Here is a 21,314-nt window from a genome sequence, read left to right as displayed (position 1 = left end):
CGTCAGCGGCGCGTCACCCCCCTTTCGCCCGCGCGGTCGCCCGATCGTCGCTCGCCGCTCTCGTCAGCGCACCAGGGTTCACGTCGCCAGCGGCCCGGACGGCACCGTCGTCGCGTCCCCGAGCTCCGCGTTCCGCTCGAGAATCGACTGGAGAAACTGCTTCGTCCGGTCGTTCCTCGGGGCGGAGAACATCTGCTGGGGGGAGCCCTCCTCGACCACGATGCCGTCGGCCATGAAGATGACACGGTCGGCGACGTCCCGTGCAAACCCCATCTCGTGGGTCACGATCACCATCGTCATGCCCTCGGCCGCCAGTTGGCGCATGACGCGCAGCACTTCGCCGATCAGCTCGGGATCCAGGGCCGAGGTCACCTCATCGAACAGCATGGCCTTGGGCTGCATCGCCAGCGCCCGCGCGATCGCAACCCGCTGCTGTTGGCCGCCGCTGAGCTCGTGAGGGTACGCGTGAACTTTGTCCGACAGCCCGACCTTCGTCAGGAGCGCGAGCGCCCGCTGCCGGACTTCTTCGCGCGGCTCCCGTCGCACGTGCACGGGCGCGATCATGATGTTCTCCAGCGCCGTCAGGTGCGGGAACAAGTTGAAGGACTGGAAGACCATGCCGACCTGCGACCGCAGCGCCTCGACCCGGTGGTCGGGGTCGACGACCATCTTGCCCTCGTGGGTGAACCGGTACACCGGCGTGTCGTCGATGTAGATCGTCCCGTTGTCGATCCCCTCGAGATGGTTGATGCACCGCAACAAGGTTGACTTGCCCGCGCCGGACGGCCCGATGATGCAGACGACCTCGCCCTTCTGGACCTCCAGCGTGACGTCGTGCAGGACGTGCAGGTGGCCGAACGACTTGTTGACGCGCTCCAGCCGGATCATCACACGGCCCCCTGCGGCGCGCCCCGCGTGGAATCGCCCAGCGGGCCGATCCGCCGCGTCCGGTAGCCGATCTTCATCCGGCGTTCCAGATACTGCACCGCAAGCGACCCCGGGTAGGACAGCGCGAGGTAGATCGCGCCGATGATCGTGAAGATCGTGAAGTACTGAAAGTTCGTGGCCGCGATGATCTGCCCGGTGAACAGCAGCTCCTTCACGGTGATGATCGAGGCCAGCGCCGTGTCCTTGAACAACGAGATGAAGTAGTTGCCGAGCGGCGGCACCACGATGCGGATCGCCTGCGGGAGAATCACGAGCCGCATTGTGAGGGTGCGCGACATCCCGAGGGCCTGTGCCGCCTCCAACTGGCCCTTCGCGACCGCCTGGATGCCGGCGCGGTACACCTCCGACAGATACGCGGCGTAGTTGATCGTCAACCCGATCATCCCGGCCTCAAACGGCGGGAGCCGGACCCCGAACGCCGGCAGCACGAAGTAGATGTAGAACAGTTGGAGCAGCGCGGGGGTGCCGCGGATCACCTCCACGTAGACCGTCGCCACCACCCGCACCGGCCGGACGCGCGTCATCCGCGCAAGCGCCACGATCAGCCCGAACACCAGGCTGAGGGCCATCACGCTGAGGGTCAGCTCGACGCTGATCAACGCTCCCCGCAACAAATCCGGCAGGTACTCGATCGCGCCGCGGAAGTCAAACAGCGCGAAGATTCCGCTCATGCGGCCCTCCCGTCTCGCCCGCCCGCGTCGGCGTGGCGCTCATGAGACTTCCCGACCCCGCGACGACCGCCCCACGCTCGCGCACGGGCCCGCAACTCCCGCGGCCTACCAATCGGCGACCGAGCCGTCGTCGTAGACGTACCGCATCAGCAGCTCCTGCGCCATCGGGTGCCTCGCGGCCTCACGCTCGTTGACGTTGACGCCAAGCCCGGGCCGGGTCGGCGGCAGCGCGTAGCCCGCCTCCCGCGGCAGAGGTTCGTCCACCACGTCGTCCCGCCACGGCGCGTCGGCGTGCATCTGCTCCTGGATCAAGAAGTTGGGCGTCGAGAGGGCAAAGTGCAGCGCCGCGGCCTGGGCGATCGGCCCGGCCGGGTTGTGCGGCGCCATCGAGACGTAGTAGGTCTCGGCCATCGCGGCGATCTTCTTGAGTTCGGAGAGCCCCCCGCAGTGCCCCACGTCCGCCTGCGCGACCGCGCACGCACGCTGTTCGAGGAGCGGACGGAACTGGTACCGGGTCACGAGGCGCTCCCCGGTCGCGACCGGACACGGCTGCTGCCGCGCGACCTCCGCCATCGCCTCGACGTTCTCCGGCAGACACGGCTCTTCGATGAACAGCGGCGAGTACGGAGCGACCGCGCGCCCGTACTGGATGCCCATCGCCGGGGTCGTGCGCCCGTGAAAGTCCAGCATGAGGTCGACCTCGTCGCCGACGGCGTCTCGGAGCGCCGCCATGAGCCGGTCCACGAGCCGCACCGGGCCGGGCCCCTCGAGCGCCCCGGTTCTGGGGACGAACACCGCCTTGACCGCGGTGAACCCTTTGGCCACGGACGCCCGCGCATGGTCGGCGACGCGTTCCGGGGTGAACGACTCGTACACGGCGTCGGGATCGCCGCCGCCGAGGTGATCGTAGAGGCGGACCCGGTTCCGCACGGCGCCCCCGAGCAACTGGTACACCGGCACGTTCCTGACCTTGCCGGCGATGTCCCACAGCGCTTGGTCGATCCCGCTGATCGCGCTCATCGCCACGATCCCGCCGCGGAAGAACGGCTGCCGGCTCATCACCTGCCACAGGTGCTCGACCCGGAGCGGATCCTCCCCCACGACGAACGGGACGAGGTCCTCCACGCACCCTGCGACGGCGCGGGTCTTCCACTCGGTGGTGCACTCGCCCCACCCGACGACGCCCGCATCGGTCTCGACCTTGACGAAGATCCAGTTCCGCATCCGGGCGCCCACGATCAGCGGCCGTACCGCCGTGATCTTCATGCCGCGCCCCCGTTCACCCGGCCATCACCGCCATGACGCGCTCCAGCACGCGCCGCCGGAAGTCCGTCAGCGGCGAGATCGGGAGACGCATCTCGTCGGACGCGATCACGCCGCGGTGCCGGAGCGCCCACTTGACGACGGCGGGGTACTCGTCGGCGCCGATCGCGAGCTCGTTGATGAACGGGAGCAGCGATGCGAACAGCCGCGTCGAGGCTGCAAGGTCTCCCTCGCGCGTCCGGTCGAACCAGGCCCGGGACTCCTGGGGAAACACCTGCAGGACGGCCGTGACCGCGCCCTCGCACCCGCGGAGCACCTGATGCTGCATGACCCCATCGTCCCCGGCCAGGAGGATCATGCCGCCGGCGGCCTTCGCGGCGTCGATCTTGGCCACGGTCGTGTCGGTCACCTTGACGTGGCGGATGTTGTTGCGCACCTCGCGGAGGCGCGCGTAGTCAGCGACCGTGAGAACGGTCTTCGTGGTGTAGGGGTTGTCGTAGACGATGATCTCGCGGTCGGTGAAGCCCGACACCTCCCGGTAGAACGCCGTGATCGTCTCGGAGGTGTGCTTGAAGTAGAACGGGAGCGGTACCAGATACGCCACGGCGCCCTCGGCGTCTCCGGCGCGCACGATCTCCCGGATGTTCTCGAGGTTCGTCTCGGCGACTCCGACGATGAGGCGGAGCCGGCCGCGCATCGCCTGGCTGAAGAACCGCACCGTCTGCACGCGCTCCGCCAGCGTCATGCTCGGGCCTTCCCCGGTGCTGCCCGCGACCACGAGGCCATCCAGGTACGGCGCGCACGACTCGACGAGCCGGGCGATGCTGTCCCCGTCCACCGCTCCGTTCCGGAACGGGGTGATCACCGGAGGGAGCAAGCCGCGAAGATCCATCACCTCACCTCGATTCGCGCGGTCGCGTGCGCGCCGCCGCGTTGCACGCCGCTCGGCTCGCCGTCCGCCGCCGGGGACCACCCAAGATGCTCTGAGATCCCTCGCGCGGCCGCGACGAGCGCCCGCAGCAGCGCGGGACGCCCTGCGTCGTCGAAGTCCGCAGCCGGCCCGGAGATGCTCAACGCGGCGACGACCTCGTGATTGGCGGCGCGCACCGGGACCGCCAGGCACCGCAACCCGGCGATCGTCTCTTCTCGGTCCTCGGCGTAACCCAGACGGCGAATCCCGGCCAGGTCCACGTCCAGCGCGGCGCGGTCGGTGATTGTCGCCGACGTGCGCGCCGGCAGTCCGACGGTCCGGACGAGACCGTCGAGGGCCGCGTCGTCAAACTGTGCGAGCAGGATCTTGCCGAGTCCCGTGCAGTGCAGGTAGTCGCGGGTGCCGACGCGCGTGTGGTAGCGGAGCGGTCGTTCCGGCTCGACGATCGCCAGGTGCACGACCTCGGACCGATCCAGCACGCCGAGGTTAGTGGTCAGGTTGGTTTCTTCGGACAGCCGGCGGAGGAACGGCAGCGCCGCCTGCTCGAGCGGGAGCGTCGCTAGGTATACGCTGCCGACCTGGAACGCCCGGAGTCCAAGCGAGTACGCCCCGGTCTCGGCGTCCCAGGCGAGAAACCCCTCGTCGCGCAGGCACTCCAGCAACCGCAGCGCGGTGGGCTTCGGGATCTCGAGGCGGGAGCTGATCTCGGCGAGTGCCATCTTCGGATGCGACGGGTTGAACAACTTCAGGATGGCAAGGCCGCGATGGAGGGCGCGCACCTGATAGCTGGCGGCCGGGAGGCGTCTCGGCCGTGCCATCAGCTGCGGATCCGAATCACGAAATAGTTTTCCACGATTGGAAGATGATCGTTCGTGCGCCCGGCCCGAAAATCCTCTCGCCGAATCCGGCCGCAGCCGCACTCGGGCGGCGGCAGGTCCCGGCGGTGCCCGCAATCAGTTGTTCGTTCGGCCGATCGCCTGCAACGCAATGGGCAGCATGATCAGTTCCGGGACCAGCACGTGCGGGGGCAAGGTCGCGAGGTAGAGGCAGGCCGACGCGACATCCTCTGGCCGGAGGGCCCGCTCCAGGACGTCACGCGGGACCGGCACCGGCCGATGCTCGAGCATCGGCGTATCGATGAGACCAGGAAGGATCGTGGAAAATCGAATTCCGTCGCGTCCCCGTTCGTATCCGACCGCCTGCGCCAGCGCGACCATGCCGGCCTTCGCCGCCTGGTAGGCGGCCCCGGACGGGTCGGGCCACCGCGCGGAGACGCTCGCGATGAAGATCACGGTCGCCCCGGAGGCGAGCCGGGGCAGCGCCGCGTGCAGCACGTAGAAAGCGCCGTTCAGATTGACGCCGATCAACCGGTCCCACGCCTCGGGCGTGAGCGCGTCGAGCGCGCGCGCGGGGATGTTGAGGCCCGCCGCGAGCACCACCAGATCCAGCGGGTGAACCGCGGTCGCGGTCCCGACCGCCGCTGCGACGTCGGCCGGGCGGGATACGTCCACGGCATGGGCCACGATCCGTCCACCGGCGAGGAGCGCGGCGTCATAGCCGGCCAGCATCTCCCGCTTGCGTCGCGCGATGCCGTGCACCGTGGCTCCTTCGCGGACGAACAGACGGGCGGTCGCGAGGCCCACCCCGCTGCTCGCGCCTGTCACCAGCGCGACCTTGCCCTCGAGCCTCGGTGGCACCTCGTGCGCGTCCGGCATGCGGTTCCCTCCATCGACACCCCGCCTGGTCGGACGGCCTGCGCCGTGCGATGCCTGGGGTTCGACCGGCGCAGGACGCGAGACAAGCACGGTGGTGCACTCCGATTCCGCGTCCGGACGCCCTACTCCTATCTCCGGCGCCCGACGCGCGGCGGGAGCCCTCGTGACTTGGCCCCGGACGCTGGTGGACGTGGCGGACACGCTTCGGGCCCGCGGAATCGAAGAGCGCCTCTCGCCCGAGGATCCGTTCCTGGGGGCGTGCGCCCGCGCCGACCGCACGACCGCCGCGGGCGTGTTGGCGGGCCACCCCCGGCTTCTGGACACCCTCTCCGCCGACGCGCTTCGCCGGTTGCCGGATCTCGCCCAACAGGGGCGCAGCGAAGCCGTAAGAACGATGGTGGAGTTCGGTTGGCCGATCGACGTGCGGGGCGGCGATTGGAGCGCCAGCGCACTCAACCACGCGGTGCTTCGCGACGACGCCGAGCTGACGGCCTTCCTGCTGGAGCACGGGGCGAATTGGCGCGAGGAGCACGGCCATCAGGACCACGTGATGGGGACGCTGAGCTACGCATCCAGGAGCGAACCGGTCGACGGCGGCGATTGGCTCGGGTGCGCCCGGGCGCTGATCGAGCACGGCATGCCCGTGCCTCCCACGCCCTACCGGTTCTCTGACGAGCTGGCAGACTATTTCGGGGCACGCGGCAACTGACCAACGACGCCGCGAGGTGAGCCCACACGTCCATGAGGCGCCGCGTCACGGCCTCCACCGTGCCTCGGACGTCCCGCGCGTCCCGCGGTTACCCGTTCTGCCACTCGATTCCGAACCCGCCGCGGGGAGGCTTCCAGTCGATGTTCCGGTACGGACACCCGAGGACGCACGTCGTGCACTCGACGCAGTTCTCGTAGGACACGGCGATCTTCTGGCCGTCCCACGCGTACACGTTGGCAGGACAGAACGTCGTGCACGGGCGGTGCCACTCGCCGTCGCAGCGTTCCAGGCACACGTCCGCACGGGTGATTTTGATGTGGGTCTGTTTGTCGTGCTTCCACCGGAGCGTGTACAGCTTCTCCTCGATCTTCATCGCATCGCCCTCCATCCCTCGGCCGCGTCCTTCAGCATCCGCCACCAAGGGCGGCGCGTGAGCAGGCGCCGGAGGATCTTGCGCTGCTTGTCGCGCTTGGACTGGCCATCCACCGTGAGCATTTCGTGGACCGCCTCGCTCAGCATCGCCGGGTAGGTCTCCAGCAGCTCCGGGCGATGTTCCACCAGTTCGGGCAGACGCTCATACTTGCGGAGGTCTTGGAGTACGAACGACGCCTCCAGCAGCTCGCGGTAGGTCGCGAGTGTCCGCGCCGACCAGTCGCCCGCCCGCTTGGCCTGGATCGCGGTCTCTCCCGCCATCCGCCCCGCCGCCATGGCGAGGTTGCTGCCCTCCCGGTGCAGGTTGTTGACCATCATCGCGGCGTCGCCGACGACGAGGACGCCGTCGCCGTAGAGGCGCGGCATCGCTCGCACCCCGCCCTCCGGAATCGCGTGCGCGAGGTACTCCCGCACCTCGCCCCCGCGCAGGAGTGGCGCGACCATCGGGTGTGTCTTGAACCCCTCCAGCAGGTCCCACGGCGTGATGCGCGTCTTCATGAAATGCGAGATCAGCGCCCCGATCCCGACGGACAGCGACTCCTTGTTGGTGTAAATGAACCCGTACCCGGCCATACCGCGCGTCACCGAGCCGTACACTTCGATCGTCGCCCCGCAGCCGGGCTCGAGATTGAACCGATCCTCGATCGTCTCGGGCGGCAGTGCGACGATCTCCTTGACCACGAGCGCCATCTCGTGCGGCTCCAGCGGCCGCGACAGCCCTGCCTTCTGCACGAGAAACGAGTTCGCGCCATCGGCGATCACCACGAGCGACGCACGCAGATCGCCGTCCTGGCGGCCCGTCCGCACGCCGACGACGCGCCCCTGCTCAAGGATGACGTCCTCGACGGTCGTGCCCGGGACGATCAGCGCGCCGGCGGCCTCCGCCTGCGATGCGAACCACGCGTCGAACGGCACGCGGAGCACCGTGAACGCGTTCGGGGGATCCGACGGCGCCGCGTGCGGCACGTGCTTGTGCCCCAGCGTGACCGAGGCGTCCGGGGTCGTCAGCCAGATCCGCTCGTCGGCGACGACCCGTTCGACGGGGGCGTGCTGCCACGTCTCCGGCGCCACGTCGGCGAGCATACGCCCGTACATGACGCCGCCCATCACGTTCTTCTGACCGGGCCGCTCGGCGCGCTCGAACAGCACCACGCTGAGCCCGGCCCGGGCCATCGTCAGGGCGGCCGAGACGCCGCCGGGCCCCGCCCCGACCACGATCGCGTCGAACTGCTCGTTCGAGCCCACGCGTCCGGCCCTACCGCAGGGCCTGCACGGCCTGCTGCACGAACGTCGTGAGCGTGGACGGGAGGATCCCAAGCCAGAGCACGCCCACGGCCGCGAGCGCGAGGGCGACGCCGACCACCCCGCTCCGCCGCACCGCGACCGCGTCGGGGACCGACCCGCTGAACGCGGCCACCACGACGCGGAGGTAGTAGTACACGGACACCACGCTCGTTAACACCGCGATGATCGCCAACGCCGTGTGGTGACCTTCGAGTGCGGCGCGGAAGAGGTAGAGCTTCGCGATGAAACCGCCGGTGGGCGGCAGCCCCGCAAGCGACACCATGCACAGCGCGAGGATGCCGGCGGCCCACGGCGCGCGCGTCCACAGACCGGCGAGATCCTCGATCTCGTCCGCCTCCTCACCCCGGCGTTCCAGCAGCATGAGCACGCCAAACGCCCCCAGGTTCATGACGGTGTACACGACCAGGTAGTAGAGCACCCCCATCGTCCCCGCCGGTCCCGGCGACGCGATCCCGATCAGGAGGTACCCCGCGTGCGCGATGCCGGAGTAGGCGAGCAGGCGCTTCAGGTTCGTCTGCAGCAGCGCGGCGACGTTGCCCCAGATCATCGTCGCGATGGCTACGGCCACAAGGACCGCGCCCCACTCGTTCGCGAGGGAGGGCAGCGCCAGCGGGAAGACGCGCAGGAATCCTGCGAACGCACCGATCTTGGCCACAACCGACATGAACGCCGTGGCCGGCATCGGCGCACCCTCGTAGACGTCGGGCGCCCACGCGTGGAACGGCACGAGGGCCGCCTCGAACCCGAGCCCGATCGTAAGCAACGCGATCCCCACGCCGAGCAGCGGCGTGAACGGCGCCTGCGCCAGCCGCAGCAGATCGAGCGTCCCGGTCGCGCCGTACACCAGCGCGATCCCGTACACGAAGAAGGCGGTAGCGAATGCGCCGAGGAGCAGGTACTTCAGTCCCGCCTCCTGGGAGCGGCGGCTCCGCGTTGCGAATGCCGACAGCGTATACAGTGGAAAGCTCAGGATCTCAAGGCCGAGGAACAGCACCACGAGATTCCGGCTGGCGCCCATCAGGATCGCGCCCACCGCGCTGAACAACAGCAGCGCGTAATACTCGCCGGCCGGGAGCCGGAACCGTTCCATATAGACCGATGAGAGCAGCACCGCGAGCCCCGTAGCGATCAGGGCGGCCAGCGTCACCACCTGGGTGAGCGGATCGCGGATGTACATCCCGCCAAACGCGACCGAGGCCGCCGGCCGGGACGCGTTCAGCACGAGCGCGACGCACACGCCGAGCAGCGACACCCACACGGGTCCGCGGCCCCGCGGCGCCTCGAGCGCCGGTCCGGTCACCACGGCGTCGTAGAGCAGCACGACGAACGCCGTCACGGTCAGCGTCAGTTCCGGTGCGATGGCCGCGAGATCGGTCCAGGACATGCCTAGCGCCCCGTCCCCGCCGCGCCGCGCGCGCTCTGTCCCTGGGGAACCGGACGATACGCGGCGCCGCCTCGGGGCGACGCGGGCGGTGTCACGGCAGCGGTGTCTCGGCGGGGCGCGGCGACCGAGATGCGGCCGAGCACGGCGTTTACGGTCGCTGCACTCCGGTCGAGCAGCGGCTGCGGATACAGTCCCGTCCAGAAGATCACGAGGACGAGCGGCACGAACAGGGCGTACTCCCGCAGCCGCAGGTCGGGCATGCCGCGCAGTTCCTCGCGCACCGGCCCGTGAAACACGCGACCGACGAACCCGAGCAGGTACGCCACCGCGACCACGACGCCGAGCGACGCGACCACGGCCGCCGCGGGTCGCGCCTGGAACGTCCCGAGCAGGATCAGGAATTCGCCGATGAACCCGTTCGTCGCGGGCAGCGCAAGCGACGAGAGCACCACGATCAGGGTAACCGCGCTCAACGCCGGAACGAGCGCCGCGATCCCGCCGTACTCGTCCGTCCGAGCCCGTCCCGTCCGGTCGAGCAGTAACCCCGCTACGATGAACAGCGCGCCGGTGCTGACCCCGTGGTTGATCATCTGGATCAGGCTCCCCTGCACCGCCGTCGCGTCGAGCGCGAAGATCCCGAGCAGGATGAACCCCATGTGGCTCATGCTCCCGTACGCAAGCAGGCGGCGCATATCCCGCTGCGCCCACGCGATCGCGCCGCCGTACAAGATTCCCACGACCGCGAGGCCCGACAGGAGCGGCCCGAACGCGCGCGACGCCTCCGGAAACAGCGGCAGACAGAACCGCAGCAGCCCGTAGGCCCCGGCCTTCGCCATCAGCCCCGCCAGCAGCACGGTCACCACCGGCGGCGCCTCGGCGTAGGCGCTGGGGAGCCATGTGTGCAACGGCCACACCGGCATCTTGATCGCGAACGCCACCGCGAACGCCAGGAACAGAAGCGTCTCCGTGCTCCCGGCGAACCCGAGCGGGTGCGCGAGCAGCGACGGGAGATCGAACGTGGGTCCGCCCGGCAGATGCCCCGACTGCAGGTACACCGTGATGATCGCCAGCAGCATCAGCACACTGCCCGCCATCGTGTACAGGAAGAACTTGATCGCCGCCGGCCCGCGCCCGGGTCCCCCCCACAACGCGATCAAGAAGTACATTGGGATGAGCATCGCCTCCCAGAACACGTAGAACAACACCAGGTCCTGGGCGAGAAACGTCCCGAGCAGACCGGCTTCGAGCAGGAGCAGGGTCACCACGAACGGCTTCACACGGTCCCGCACCTGTTGGCCGGATGCGGCGAGCGCGATCGGGAACAGGAACGCGACGAGGGCCACGAGGCTCACCGAGAGACCGTCCACCCCGAGGTGATAGGTCATGCCCGCGACCGGCACCCACGCGGCCCGCTCCTCGAACTGCAGCGCCGGCGTCCCCGGCACGAACCGCAGCCAGATCGCCGCGGCGAGGAGAAACACCAGCAGCATCACGGTGAAGCCGACGGCCCGTAGACCCCGCTCCGCGCGCGCATCGATGGCGGCCACCGCGACCGCCCCGAGCAGCGGGAGCACGACGAGCACCGACAGCGGCCCCCACGTCATCGCGACACCCAGTAAGCGAGGAAGAGGATGACCCCGATCAGCACGAGCGCGGCGTATTGACGAAGATAGCCGGTCTGCACCCGGCGGAGCCATGCGCCGCCGCCGCCGACCCCGCGGGCGATCACCATGACGAGCCCGTCGACGCCCTCCCGATCGAACAGCTCGAACGCGCGGGCGAGCCCCCGAGCGGGCGCCGCGACCACCGCGTTGTAGAGGTCCTCGACGTAGAACTGGTGCGCGAGGACAGCGTGAACCGCCGGGGACTCACCCCGCAGCGTCCGCATGCGGTAGATCGCCCACGCCAGCCCGACGCCGGCGAGCGCCACCGCGATGCTCGCGGACACCAGCAGCACTTCGCTTCCCCCGCCGCCCGCCTCGGCGGGGTTCGGCGCCGACGCCACGAAGACGGGCGCGAGGAAGCGCTCGAGCACGCCGGGGCGGGTGAACGACAGGCCGAGTGCGCCGCCGAGCACCGTGAGCAGCGCGAGCGATTGGATCGGCACGCTCATGACCGGGGGTGCCTCGTGGGGCGCGTGCGCGCTAGCCGCGTCGCCGGCGGCGCTCGGGGCCGGCGCGCCGAGGAACGTCAGGACGAACGCGCGCACGATGTACACGGCCGTGAGCCCAGCCGCCGCGAGCCCGACCGCCCAGAGCACGATGTCGCCGTGACGGAACGCCGCGGAGAGAATCTGGTCTTTGCTGAAGAACCCTGTCAGCGGCGGGATTCCGGCAAGCGCCAGGGCCCCGATCCCGAACATCGCGGCGGTCTGCGGCAGGGGCTTCGCCAGGCCGCCCATCTGCCGCATGTCGGTCGTTCCGCCGAGCGCGTGCATCACGCTGCCGGCGGCGAGGAACAGCAGCGCCTTGAAGAACGCGTGCGACGTCAGGTGGAAGATCCCGGCGCCCCACGCACCGACACCGACCGCGAGAAACATGTACCCGAGCTGGCTGATCGTCGAATAGGCGAGGACGCGCTTCAGATCGGGCTCCACGAGGGCCGAGGCCGCGGCGAAGATCGCCGTGACGGCCCCGACGATCGCCACAACGTCCATCGCGAGCGGCGCCCGGAGGTACACCGCGTGCATCCGGACGATCATGAACACGCCCGCGGTGACCATCGTCGCGGCGTGGATCAACGCGCTGACCGGCGTCGGACCCTCCATCGCGTCGGGGAGCCAGATGTACAGCGGGAGCTGCGCCGACTTCCCGGTCGCCCCGAGGAACAGCAGCAGACACAACGCGACCGCGGCGGCGCCCCCGAGCGGCAGGCGCGTCGCGGCGTCGCGCGTCATCGCGCCGAACTCGACGGTGCCGAAGATGCCGAACGCGAGGAAGATGCCGAGCAAGAAGCCCACGTCGCCGAGGCGGGTGACGAGAAACGCCTTCACGCCGGCGGCGGCGGCGGCCGGCCGCGTGAACCAGAACGCGATCAACAGGTAGCTGCAGAGCCCCACGCCCTCCCACCCGATGAACATCACCACCAGGTTGTCGGCGAGAACAAGCGTGAGCATCGACGCCATGAACAGGTTCAGATAGGCGAAGTACCGCGCGAACCCGTCGTCGTCCCCCATGTACCCGACGGAGTAGATGTGGATCAGCGCGCCCACGCCGGTGACCACGAGCACCATGACGACCGACAGCGGGTCGACGAGTAGCCGCATCGGGACGGCGACCGGGCCCGCCGCGAACCACCGGTAGAGATCCACCTCGACGTGCCGCGCGTCGGGCGGGAGCGCCGACAGCGCGCGAAGGAGCGCCAACCCGACGGCGAACGCCGCGACGACCGTCCCGCACGCCACGGCGGCGACCGGCCGGCGGCCCCACCGCTGTCCCCACAGGCCGTTCACGACCCAGCCCAGCAGGGGAAGCAGCGGGATCCAGACGGCGTAGGTCATGCCCTAGCCCCGCAGCAAATCGACGTCGTCAACGTCCACCGTCTCCCTGGTGTGAAAAATGTTTACGATGATCGCGAGGCCGATCACCACCTCGGCCGCGGCGACGACGAGTACGAAGAACACGACGACCTGACCGTCCACCCCGCCGCGCAGTCGCGCGAACGTCACCAGCGTCAGGTTGACGGCGTTCAGCATCAGCTCGACCGACATGAACACGATCAACGCCGACCGGCGCGCGAGCACCCCGACGGTGCCGAGGGTGAACAGCACCGCGCTCAGGGCGAGGTAGAACGGCGCGGGCACCGTCACCGTCGGGTTCCCCCGGCCGTCCCCGCGACGCGGGCCGCCGTCGGCTCGGCGGCACCCCCGCTCGCGGCCGTGACCACGTGTGCGCGCTTCCCGAGCGCCACGGCCCCGATCATGCCGGCCACGAGGACGATCGACGCCGCCTCGAACGGGAGCGCGTAGGCGTGAAACAGCGCGCGACCGACCTGCTGCACGGTCCCGTACGCGGCGTCGACGGGCGCGACGGGACCCCGCGCCATCGTCGCGGCGGCCACGAGCGCCGACGCCATCACCGTCCCCAGCACGGCCGCGAACCCCATCGACGGCGCGGCGCGCGGACGCGGGGCCTCTCCGGCGGTGCGCAGCAGCATGATGATGAAGACGAACAGCACCACGATCGCCCCAGCGTAGATGATCACCTGCAGAACGGCAATGAACTGGGCGTCGAGCAGCAGGTAGTCGACCGCCAGGCTCATCAGCACCAGGAGCAGCGCCAACGCGCTGTGCACAGGCTGGCGTGCCGCGATGACGCCGACCCCGCCGGCGACGCCGAGCACCGCCGTGATCGTGAACAGCACCGCCTCCACCAGCACGCCCCCCATGGTGACGCGTCGTGCCTGCACCGTCCGGACCGACCCCTTCGCCGTCGTCGCGAGACGCCGGCGAGGGGGTTAGACCTCGCGGTGCGGATCCCGGCCGGATTCGCCGGGGTACGATTCCTGCAGACGATCCTTCGTGTAGATCAGCGACTCGCGGGTGTACCCGCTCAACTCGTACTCGTGCCCCAGCACGATCGCCCCCGTCGGGCACGCCTCCTCGCACATCCCGCAGAAGATGCAGCGGAGCATGTTGATCTGGAAGTCCTCCGCGTATCGATCGCCCTTCGAGTGGGGCGCGAGTGGGTCGTTCTCCGCCGCTTTGACGTAGATCGACTGGCTCGGGCACACGATCACGCACAACTCGCACCCGACGCACCGTTCCATCCCGTCCGCGAACAGCGTCAGATAGTGGCGCCCCTTGAACCGCGGCTGGACCGTCGTCTTCTGCTCCGGGTACCGGATCGTCACCGCGGGACGGAAGAAGTATCGGCCGATGATGGCCAGGCCCGACACCATCTTCCAGGCCTGCCCGAGACGCTGGCGCACGGTCTCCGCCATGCTACCTCCCTCCCCGCCAGACGATCAGCCCGGCCGTCAGAGCGAGGTTCAGGATGCCGAGCGGGATCAGCACCTTCCACCCCAGCCCCATCAGCTGATCATAGCGCAGCCGCGGCAGCGTGGCGCGCACCAGAATGAAGAAGCAGACGATCACGAACACCTTGATCAGAAACCACAGGATCGGCGGCAACCACGGTCCCTGCCAGCCGCCGAGGAACAACGTGGTGACGAGCGCGCTCATCGTAATGATGCCGATGTACTCGGCCAGGTAGAACATCGCGAACTTGAACCCGCCGTACTCCGTGTGAAACCCCGCGATCAGCTCCTGCTCCGACTCCGGCAGGTCGAACGGGGCGCGGTTGGTCTCCGCGAATGCGGCGATCATGAACAGGATGAACGCGAGCGGCTGCTGGACGATGAACCAGAGGTGGGATTGCGCGCGCACGATGTCCGTGAGGCTGAGCGAGTTCGCGACGAGCACGACCCCGAGCACGCCCAGGCCCAGCGTCAGTTCGTACGAAATCACCTGCGCGCTGCTGCGCAGCCCGCCGAGAATCGCGTACTTGTTGTCGGAGGCCCACCCGCCGAGGATGATCCCGTAGACGCCGACGCTGCTCGCCCCGAGCACGAGCAGGATCGCGACATTCACGTCGGCGACGTACAGCGCGATCTCCTGGCCGAACAGGTGGATCGGCGGTGCGACGGGGATGACGGCATACACGAACAGGGCCGCGACGGCGGAGATGAGCGGCGCGATCTGATAGACCAGCGGGTCGGCCCCGGCCGGGATGAAGTTCTCCTTGAAGATCAGCTTGATGCCGTCCGCGAGCGGTTGGAACAGCCCGAGCGGGCCCACGCGGTTCGGGCCGACGCGCAGTTGGAACTTCGCGAGCAGCCGGCGCTCCAGCAGTGTGACGTACGCGAACGCGGTCAGCACGCCCACGAGGAAGACGAGGCTCCGGACCGCGTCGATCAGCAGCGTCAGCGCCATCCGGCCGCTCCTGGCCGTCCGTTCACGCGCCGCCCCCGACCGGACGCAGGGTCACCGCGACCGGCCCGCGCTCGTCCTGCAACACCGACGCCGGCGCGCTCTCGTACCCGCGCGGCACGTACGCGTGCCCCGGGTGCAGCCCGGGAAGCGCACGGACCGCGAGGCGGAGCGCCGCGCGCGGCGAACGCACCTCGCACACCGTGCCCTCCGCGATGCCCAAGCGCGCTGCGTCGTCCGGGTGCAGGCCGACGAACGGCTCGCCAGCCTGGCCCCGAATGCCCGGGCAGCGCAGCGCCAACGTGCCGCGATCGAACAGCCGCGTCCCGACCACGAGCGCGAGCGCGCCGTTCCCCGCGGCCCCCGGCGCCGCGACGTCGTGCCCGCCGGCCTGCGCCCCGAGGGGCACCGGCCGCGGCGGTGCTAGGCGCGCGTCCTCAACCCATCCGGGGACAAGCCTGGCGATCTCCGCGGAGACCGCCTCCCACGAGGCGAACGTGAGCTCGCTTCCAAGCCGCTCGGCGATCGCGGAGAAAATCTGACCGTCCGACCGGGCGGTACCGGGAGCGCTCACTGCGGCGTCCTGGCGCTGCACCCGTCCCTCGATGTTGCCCACGGTACCGGCCGTCTCCGCGTACGACAGCACCGGGAGGACGACGTCCGCGGACGCGGCGCTCCGGGTCAGGAACACCTCGTGGACGACGAGCAGACCGAGGCCGCGGCGGGCCTCCTCCCATGCGCGCGCGTCCGGGTAGTCCGTCGCCGGGTCCGCGCCCACCACGTAGAGCAACTTGAGCGCGCCGCGTCGCGCAGCCTCGAGCATGCCGCGCGTGGTCAGCCCAGCGGCCGCGGGCACCGGCCGTCCCCATACGGCCTCCACCGCCGCACGGGCGTCCGCGTCGCCGATCGGACGGTATCCGGGCAGCATGTCCGGCACCAGGCCGAGCACCTGCGCCCCGCCACTGTTGGCGCCGCCACGGAGCAGCCCGATCTGAACCGCGGGGAACGTGTCGCGGAGCGCCTCGGCCGCCGCCAGCACCGCTGCGCCGTCGGGCCGCTCCACGGCCGTACGGCCGAGCAGGACCAGCGGCCGCGATGCCTTCGCGAGCGCCTCGGCCGCTTCTCGGAGACGACCGGCCGGTGCGCCCGACCTCGCGGCTACTTCCGCCGCGTCCCGCCGCCCCGCCAGCGCTCCGAGCAGGGCGGCTTCGGCGCCCCACCGGTGCGTCAGCGAGTGGGTCGCCCAGCGGGCGACCTCCAGCTCCCACGGGTTCAGAATCACGAGGCGCGCGCCGCGATCCACCGCCTTCTTGACGCGCAGCCACACGATCGGGTATTCCTCGGTGAGATCGCAGCCGACGAGCACGATCGCGTCCGCACGCTCGACGTCCGCGATCGACCCGGGCAGCCCCCAGGGGGCAGACGACACCGGCAACGGGTCGGCCGTGTCCGTGCGGAAATCGATCGTGTTGGTACCGACGAGACCCCGGAACAACCGGAGCAGCAGGTAGTTGTCCTCGTTCGTGGACCGCGCACCGCCGATCACGCCGACCGCGTCCGCAGGGGTCTCCCGCAATGCGCCGGCGATGCGGTCGAGCGCTTCCTCCCACGTCGCCTCGCGGAGCGCACCGTCGTCGCGCACGAGCGGCGCCGTCAGGCGCTCGGGGCTGTGGACGAACTCGTACCCGAAGAACCCCTTGTCGCACAGCCAGACGTCGTTGACCTCCGGATGCTCCCGGGACCGGGTCCGGTCGACGGTGTTGTCGCGCACGTTCAGGGTCGTGGCGCACCCGCACCCACAGTGCGGGCAGATGCTCTTGACCGCACGGTTGTCCCACGGCCGCGACCGGAACCGGTACGTGGCGCTCGTCAGCGCTCCGACCGGGCAGATCTCGATGGTGTTCCCGATGAACTTGCTCTGGACCGGCGCCATCTGGGGTGTTGCGATCTGGCTGTGGTACCCCCGCTCGAAACCCTGGAGCGCGTCGTCGCCGGCGACGATCTCGCCGAAGCGGACGCAGCGCCAGCAGAGGATGCACCGCTCGCGATCGAGCACCAGGGTCGGCCCCATCCGAAGATGTTTGCGGTACGTCCGCTTGACCTCGACGAACCGGCTCTGCCCCGACCCGAACTTGAGCGTGTTGTCTTGCAGCGGGCACTCCCCGCCCTTGTCGCAGATCGGACAGTCGAGCGGGTGGTTGATCAGCAGCAGCTCCAGAATCGACCGTTGTCCGGCCCGCGCCTTCTCGGAGACGGTGTGGACGACCATCCCGTCGCCCGCCTCCTGCGTGCACGAGGTGGCGAGCTTCGGCATCTTCTCAACCTCGACGAGGCAGACCCGGCACGCGCCCAGCGGCGCCATCCGGTCATGGTAACAGAACGTCGGGATCTCGATGCCGGCCTGCTTGGCCGCCGTGTAGATGGTGGTCCCCTTCGGCACGACGACCTCGCGCCCATCGATCGTCAGGCGAACCGTCGTCACCGGAGGTGCGCTGCTCATCGGGAAGGCTCCTTTCCGTCCGTCACGCGGACCCGCCGGCCGCGACCGGTGCGGGCGCGACGTCGCAGGTCCCGGTCCTAATGTGCTGGACGTACTCGTCGCGGAAGTACCGGAGCGACGCACGAAGAGCCGGCGGCACGCTCTCGCCGAGCGCGCACAGACAGATGCCCGTCATCTGCTGGGCGACGTTGTCCATCAGCTCCAGGTCTTCCATGCGGCCGTGCCCCTCAAGGATGCGGTCCAGGATCTGACTCAGCCAGATCGTCCCCTCCCGGCATGGCGTACACTTGCCGCATGATTCGTCCCGGTAGAATTCGATCGTCCGCCGGATCACCGCGGGGATGCACGTGGTGTCGTCCATCACGATGATCGCGCTCGAGCCGAGCATCGACCCCAACTTGGCCAGCGAGTCGAAGTCCGCCGGCGTGTCGAGGTGTTCCGCGGTCAGGATCGCGGCCGACGACCCGCCGGGGAACACCGCCTTAAAGGTCCGCCCAGGACGCATCCCGCCAGCGTGTTCGAAGATGATCTCCCGAAGCGGCGTCCCGATCGGCAGCTCCTTCACCCCGGGCCGCGTCACGTGCCCCGACACCGAGTACAGGATCGGCGGGCCGTAGGCCTTGTACCCGTCCACCCCGAGCCGCACGATGTGCGGGATGTGGGCCATCGTCTCCGCGTTGTTGAGCACGGTCGGCCGGTCGTACAGCCCGCGCACGGCCGGGTAGTACGGCGGCTTGACCCGCGGCTCGCCCCGGCGTCCCTCGAGGCTCTCGAGCAACGCGGTCTCCTCCCCGCACTCGTAGGACCCGGCGCCCCGGTGGATCACAACGTCCAGATCGAACCCGGTCCCGAGGATGTTCTTGCCGAAGAAGCCGCGGCCGTACGCCTCGGCGAGCGCCCGGCTCAGCCGGGCGTGCCCGAGGAACATCTCGCCGCGGACGTAGATGAACGCCTTGTGCACCCCGTTGGCGTACGAGGAGATCAACACGCCCTCGAGGATCTGGTGGGGATCGCCTTCGATCAGCGTGCGGTCTTTGAACGTGCCGGGCTCGCCCTCGTCGGCGTTCACCACGAGGTAGCGCACCTCGCCCTCACGCTTGGGTGTGAGCCTCCACTTGCGGCCGGTTGGGAAGCCGGCACCGCCGCGGCCGCGCAGCCCGGAGCCCTCGACCAGCGCCACGATGTCGTCGGGCGTCAGCTCCTTGAGCGCCCGCGTCGCACCCGCGTACCCGCCCGTCGCCAAGTACGCCTCGACGGCCTCGCGGCCTGGCTGTCCAACGTACCTCATGAGCAGCGGTGCCGGCATCTCAGCGCAGCCTCTCGAGCAGCTCGTCGATCGCGGCCGCGGTCACACGGGGGTGCCGGGTCGTGTCGGCCAGCAGCACCGGCGCCTCCTCGCACGCCCCGAGGCACTCCACGCCCTCGACAAGCACCCGCCCGTCCGCCGTCGTCTCCCCGGGCGTCACGCCCAGCCGCTGACACAGGTGATGCAGTACCTCCTCGGCGCCGTTTAGGTAACACGACAGATTCGTGCAGACGCGCACCTTGTGCCGGCCCACCGGCTTGGTGAAGAACATCGTGTAGTAGCTGGCGACAGAGGTCACCTCGGTCGTCGTCAGACCGAGGGCGTCGGCGACGTCCTCCATCGCCTCCGGGGTGAGGTAGCCGACCTGGTCCTGCGCCGCGTGGAGCGCGGGCAGCAGCGCCGATTGGGCGCGCGGATACAGCCCGCGCAGCCGCGCGATCTCCGCAAGCGTCTCGCCCGAGAGCACGCGCACAGTCACCGGTCGATGTCTCCCAGCACGATGTCGATACTGGCGATCGCGACGACGACGTCCGCGAGCGGCCGTCCTACGACCATGGCCGGCAGTGTCTGCAGATTGTAGAACGACGGCGCGCGCACGTGCACGCGCACGGGCTTGTTGCTCCCGTCGCTGACGACGAAGTAGCCCTTCTCGCCGCGGGGCGACTCCGTGGCCACGTAGCTCTCGCCAGCCGGGGGGTGCATCCCTTCGCTGACGAGCTTGAACTGGTGGATCACCGCCTCCATGCTCCGCGCGAGCTCTGCGCGCGGGGGCAGCGCGACCTTGCGGTCGTTCACGATCACCGGCCCGTCCGGCAGACGGTCCAGCGCCTGCAGCGCGATGCGCCGGGCCTGGCGCATCTCCTCCATCCGTACCAGGTAGCGGGCGAACGCGTCACACCCGGTCTGCACCGGCACGTCGAACTCGAACTCGTCGTACCCGCCGTACGGCAGGACCTTGCGGATGTCGTGCGCCACGCCGGAGCCGCGGAGCACCGGCCCGGTCCCCCCAAGCGCGATCGCGTCCTCGCGCGAGAGAAGCGCCACCCCCTCGAGGCGCCCGCGCCAGATCAGGTTGTCCGTGAGCAGACGGTCGTACTCGTCCAGCCGGGCGGCGATCCCGTCGACCCATTTCCGCGCCGCAGCCTCAAACCCGTCGGGGATGTCCTCGGCGACGCCACCGACCCGGAAGTACCCTGGCATCATGCGCTGTCCCGAGATCATCTCCGACAGATCAAGGAAATGCTCGCGATCTTGAATGCAGTAGAGGAAGACGCTGCTGAGGTTGAGATCCATCCCGCCCGCGCCGAGGTAGATCAGGTGGCTCGCGATCCGGTTCATCTCGCACATCAAGATCCGGATGTACCGCGCCCGAGGCGGCGGCTCGATCCCGAACAGGCGCTCCACCGACTGGTACAGCGCCATCTCCTCGTTGTAGTTGGCCAGGTACTCGATCCGATCCACCAGGGTGACGTTCTGGTGGTAGGTACGGGTCTCCATCTCCTTCTCGATCCCGGTGTGGAGATATCCCATCACGGGCGTGCACTTGCGGACGATCTCGCCTTCGAGCTCGAGCACCAGCCGCAGCACGCCGTGCGTGCTGGGGTGCTGCGGGCCCATGTTGATCGTCAGCGTCTCGGTCGTCGTCAACTCGTCACCCGGGCACGGGCGGCGTCTCGCCGCCGGACCCCGACGGACTTCCGGGCGGGAAGTAGGGAATGATCTCGCTCGGCACCTTCGGCGTGTGACCCTTGAACTGCACCGGCTCCTCGAACAGCGCGTAATCCCGCCGGAGCGGGTGCCCCTCCCAGTCGTCCGGCATCAGGATCCGGCGCAGATCGGGGTGGCCGTCGAACACGACCCCGTACATGTCGTAGACCTCGCGCTCGGGAAACCCGGCGCCGGGGTAGATCGCGGCCGCACTCGGCAGGCGTGGCGGGTCGCCGGCGGCGCGCGCCTTCACGGTGAGGCGATCGGCGCCGCCCGCGCGGCCGAGCAGGTACAGGACCTCGAACCGAGGCTCCGTCGGCAGGCGGTCCCACGCGGTGACGTCCACGCAGGTGTCGAGCCCCAGGCGGTCGCGCGCGACGCGCAGCACCTCCAGCAGCAACTCGGCAGGCACCAGCACGACCGCGCGCCCCCGCTCCTCGTGGGCGGTCACCCGGTCCCACGGCACGTGGTTGCGCAACCGGTCGAGAATCGACGTCTCACCCACGGAGATCGC

Annotated in this window: 21 protein-coding genes; 1 reads left to right on the top strand and 20 read right to left on the bottom strand. The window is 69.6% G+C overall.

What is annotated here, in order from left to right; genetic code table 11:
• Positions 1-78: 78 nt before the first annotated feature.
• The 6 genes from VKZ50_05625 to VKZ50_05600 all read right to left on the bottom strand — a co-directional run bounded on the left by VKZ50_05625 (position 79) and on the right by VKZ50_05600 (position 5,528).
• Positions 79-888, bottom strand: coding sequence for an amino acid ABC transporter ATP-binding protein (locus tag VKZ50_05625; GenBank protein HLJ59194.1), 810 nt, complete (start codon positions 886-888; stop codon positions 79-81).
• Positions 888-1,619: an ectoine/hydroxyectoine ABC transporter permease subunit EhuD gene (gene ehuD / locus VKZ50_05620; GenBank protein ID HLJ59193.1), complete on the bottom strand. Its 732-nt coding sequence runs from the start codon at positions 1,617-1,619 to the stop codon at positions 888-890. Before ehuD ends, VKZ50_05625 begins: the two co-directional genes overlap by 1 nt.
• A gap of 105 nt (positions 1,620-1,724) precedes the next feature.
• Positions 1,725-2,885, bottom strand: coding sequence for a galactonate dehydratase (dgoD, locus tag VKZ50_05615; protein HLJ59192.1), 1,161 nt, complete (start codon positions 2,883-2,885; stop codon positions 1,725-1,727).
• A gap of 13 nt (positions 2,886-2,898) precedes the next feature.
• The gene (locus VKZ50_05610) at positions 2,899-3,774 is read right to left on the bottom strand and encodes a dihydrodipicolinate synthase family protein (GenBank protein HLJ59191.1); all 876 of its coding nucleotides are present in this window, start codon (positions 3,772-3,774) and stop codon (positions 2,899-2,901) included.
• Entirely contained in the window at positions 3,774-4,631 is an 858-nt protein-coding gene (locus VKZ50_05605; protein ID HLJ59190.1) for an IclR family transcriptional regulator, read from the bottom strand. Before VKZ50_05605 ends, VKZ50_05610 begins: the two co-directional genes overlap by 1 nt.
• Positions 4,632-4,766: 135 nt before the next feature.
• Positions 4,767-5,528: an SDR family oxidoreductase gene (locus VKZ50_05600; GenBank protein HLJ59189.1), complete on the bottom strand. Its 762-nt coding sequence runs from the start codon at positions 5,526-5,528 to the stop codon at positions 4,767-4,769.
• A gap of 163 nt (positions 5,529-5,691) precedes the next feature.
• Here VKZ50_05600 and VKZ50_05595 point away from each other — a divergent pair, with 163 nt between their 5' ends.
• Positions 5,692-6,237 carry a hypothetical protein gene (locus VKZ50_05595; GenBank protein HLJ59188.1) on the top strand — a complete coding sequence of 182 codons (546 nt, stop codon included), beginning with the start codon at positions 5,692-5,694 and terminating at the stop codon, positions 6,235-6,237.
• A gap of 88 nt (positions 6,238-6,325) precedes the next feature.
• Here the strand turns inward: VKZ50_05595 and VKZ50_05590 are convergent, their stop codons facing one another.
• From VKZ50_05590 to VKZ50_05525, 14 genes are read right to left on the bottom strand one after another with little or no spacing between them, the layout of a single operon-like run.
• Complete coding sequence (locus VKZ50_05590) at positions 6,326-6,610, bottom strand: 4Fe-4S dicluster domain-containing protein (protein HLJ59187.1); 285 nt, start codon at positions 6,608-6,610, stop codon at positions 6,326-6,328.
• Positions 6,607-7,914, bottom strand: coding sequence for an FAD-dependent monooxygenase (locus tag VKZ50_05585; GenBank protein ID HLJ59186.1), 1,308 nt, complete (start codon positions 7,912-7,914; stop codon positions 6,607-6,609). The genes VKZ50_05590 and VKZ50_05585 overlap by 4 nt, the downstream gene beginning before the upstream one ends.
• A gap of 10 nt (positions 7,915-7,924) precedes the next feature.
• On the bottom strand, positions 7,925-9,358 hold the full coding sequence (locus VKZ50_05580) for an NADH-quinone oxidoreductase subunit N (GenBank protein ID HLJ59185.1): 1,434 nt from the start codon (positions 9,356-9,358) through the stop codon (positions 7,925-7,927).
• Between the two features lie 2 nt (positions 9,359-9,360).
• Positions 9,361-10,962, bottom strand: coding sequence for an NADH-quinone oxidoreductase subunit M (locus VKZ50_05575; protein ID HLJ59184.1), 1,602 nt, complete (start codon positions 10,960-10,962; stop codon positions 9,361-9,363).
• Positions 10,959-12,857: an NADH-quinone oxidoreductase subunit L gene (nuoL, locus tag VKZ50_05570; protein HLJ59183.1), complete on the bottom strand. Its 1,899-nt coding sequence runs from the start codon at positions 12,855-12,857 to the stop codon at positions 10,959-10,961. The genes VKZ50_05575 and nuoL overlap by 4 nt, the downstream gene beginning before the upstream one ends.
• 3 nt (positions 12,858-12,860) lie before the next feature.
• Positions 12,861-13,160: an NADH-quinone oxidoreductase subunit NuoK gene (gene nuoK / locus VKZ50_05565; protein HLJ59182.1), complete on the bottom strand. Its 300-nt coding sequence runs from the start codon at positions 13,158-13,160 to the stop codon at positions 12,861-12,863.
• Positions 13,161-13,162: 2 nt separating this feature from the next.
• On the bottom strand, positions 13,163-13,765 hold the full coding sequence (locus VKZ50_05560; protein HLJ59181.1) for an NADH-quinone oxidoreductase subunit J: 603 nt from the start codon (positions 13,763-13,765) through the stop codon (positions 13,163-13,165).
• Between the two features lie 48 nt (positions 13,766-13,813).
• Entirely contained in the window at positions 13,814-14,299 is a 486-nt protein-coding gene (nuoI, locus tag VKZ50_05555) for an NADH-quinone oxidoreductase subunit NuoI (protein ID HLJ59180.1), read from the bottom strand.
• 1 nt (position 14,300) lies between these two features.
• Positions 14,301-15,290 (bottom strand): NADH-quinone oxidoreductase subunit NuoH, encoded by a 990-nt coding sequence (gene nuoH / locus VKZ50_05550; protein ID HLJ59179.1) that lies wholly within the window; start codon positions 15,288-15,290, stop codon positions 14,301-14,303.
• A 22-nt stretch (positions 15,291-15,312) separates the two neighbouring features.
• Complete coding sequence (gene nuoG, locus VKZ50_05545) at positions 15,313-17,787, bottom strand: NADH-quinone oxidoreductase subunit NuoG (protein ID HLJ59178.1); 2,475 nt, start codon at positions 17,785-17,787, stop codon at positions 15,313-15,315.
• Between the two features lie 22 nt (positions 17,788-17,809).
• On the bottom strand, positions 17,810-19,093 hold the full coding sequence (gene nuoF / locus VKZ50_05540; GenBank protein HLJ59177.1) for an NADH-quinone oxidoreductase subunit NuoF: 1,284 nt from the start codon (positions 19,091-19,093) through the stop codon (positions 17,810-17,812).
• A 1-nt stretch (position 19,094) separates the two neighbouring features.
• Positions 19,095-19,571: an NADH-quinone oxidoreductase subunit NuoE gene (nuoE, locus tag VKZ50_05535; GenBank protein ID HLJ59176.1), complete on the bottom strand. Its 477-nt coding sequence runs from the start codon at positions 19,569-19,571 to the stop codon at positions 19,095-19,097.
• Positions 19,568-20,740, bottom strand: a complete 1,173-nt coding sequence (locus VKZ50_05530) for an NADH-quinone oxidoreductase subunit D (GenBank protein ID HLJ59175.1) — start codon at positions 20,738-20,740, stop codon at positions 19,568-19,570. Before VKZ50_05530 ends, nuoE begins: the two co-directional genes overlap by 4 nt.
• A gap of 4 nt (positions 20,741-20,744) precedes the next feature.
• On the bottom strand, positions 20,745-21,305 hold the full coding sequence (locus tag VKZ50_05525) for an NADH-quinone oxidoreductase subunit C (GenBank protein ID HLJ59174.1): 561 nt from the start codon (positions 21,303-21,305) through the stop codon (positions 20,745-20,747).
• Between the last annotated feature and the right edge of the window lie 9 nt (positions 21,306-21,314).

Source organism: bacterium, assembly GCA_035295165.1.
Taxonomy (GTDB): Bacteria; Sysuimicrobiota; Sysuimicrobiia; order Sysuimicrobiales; family Segetimicrobiaceae; genus JAJPIA01.
Note: the sequence above shows the minus strand (reverse complement) of the source record. Positions and strands in the feature narration are given on the sequence as shown.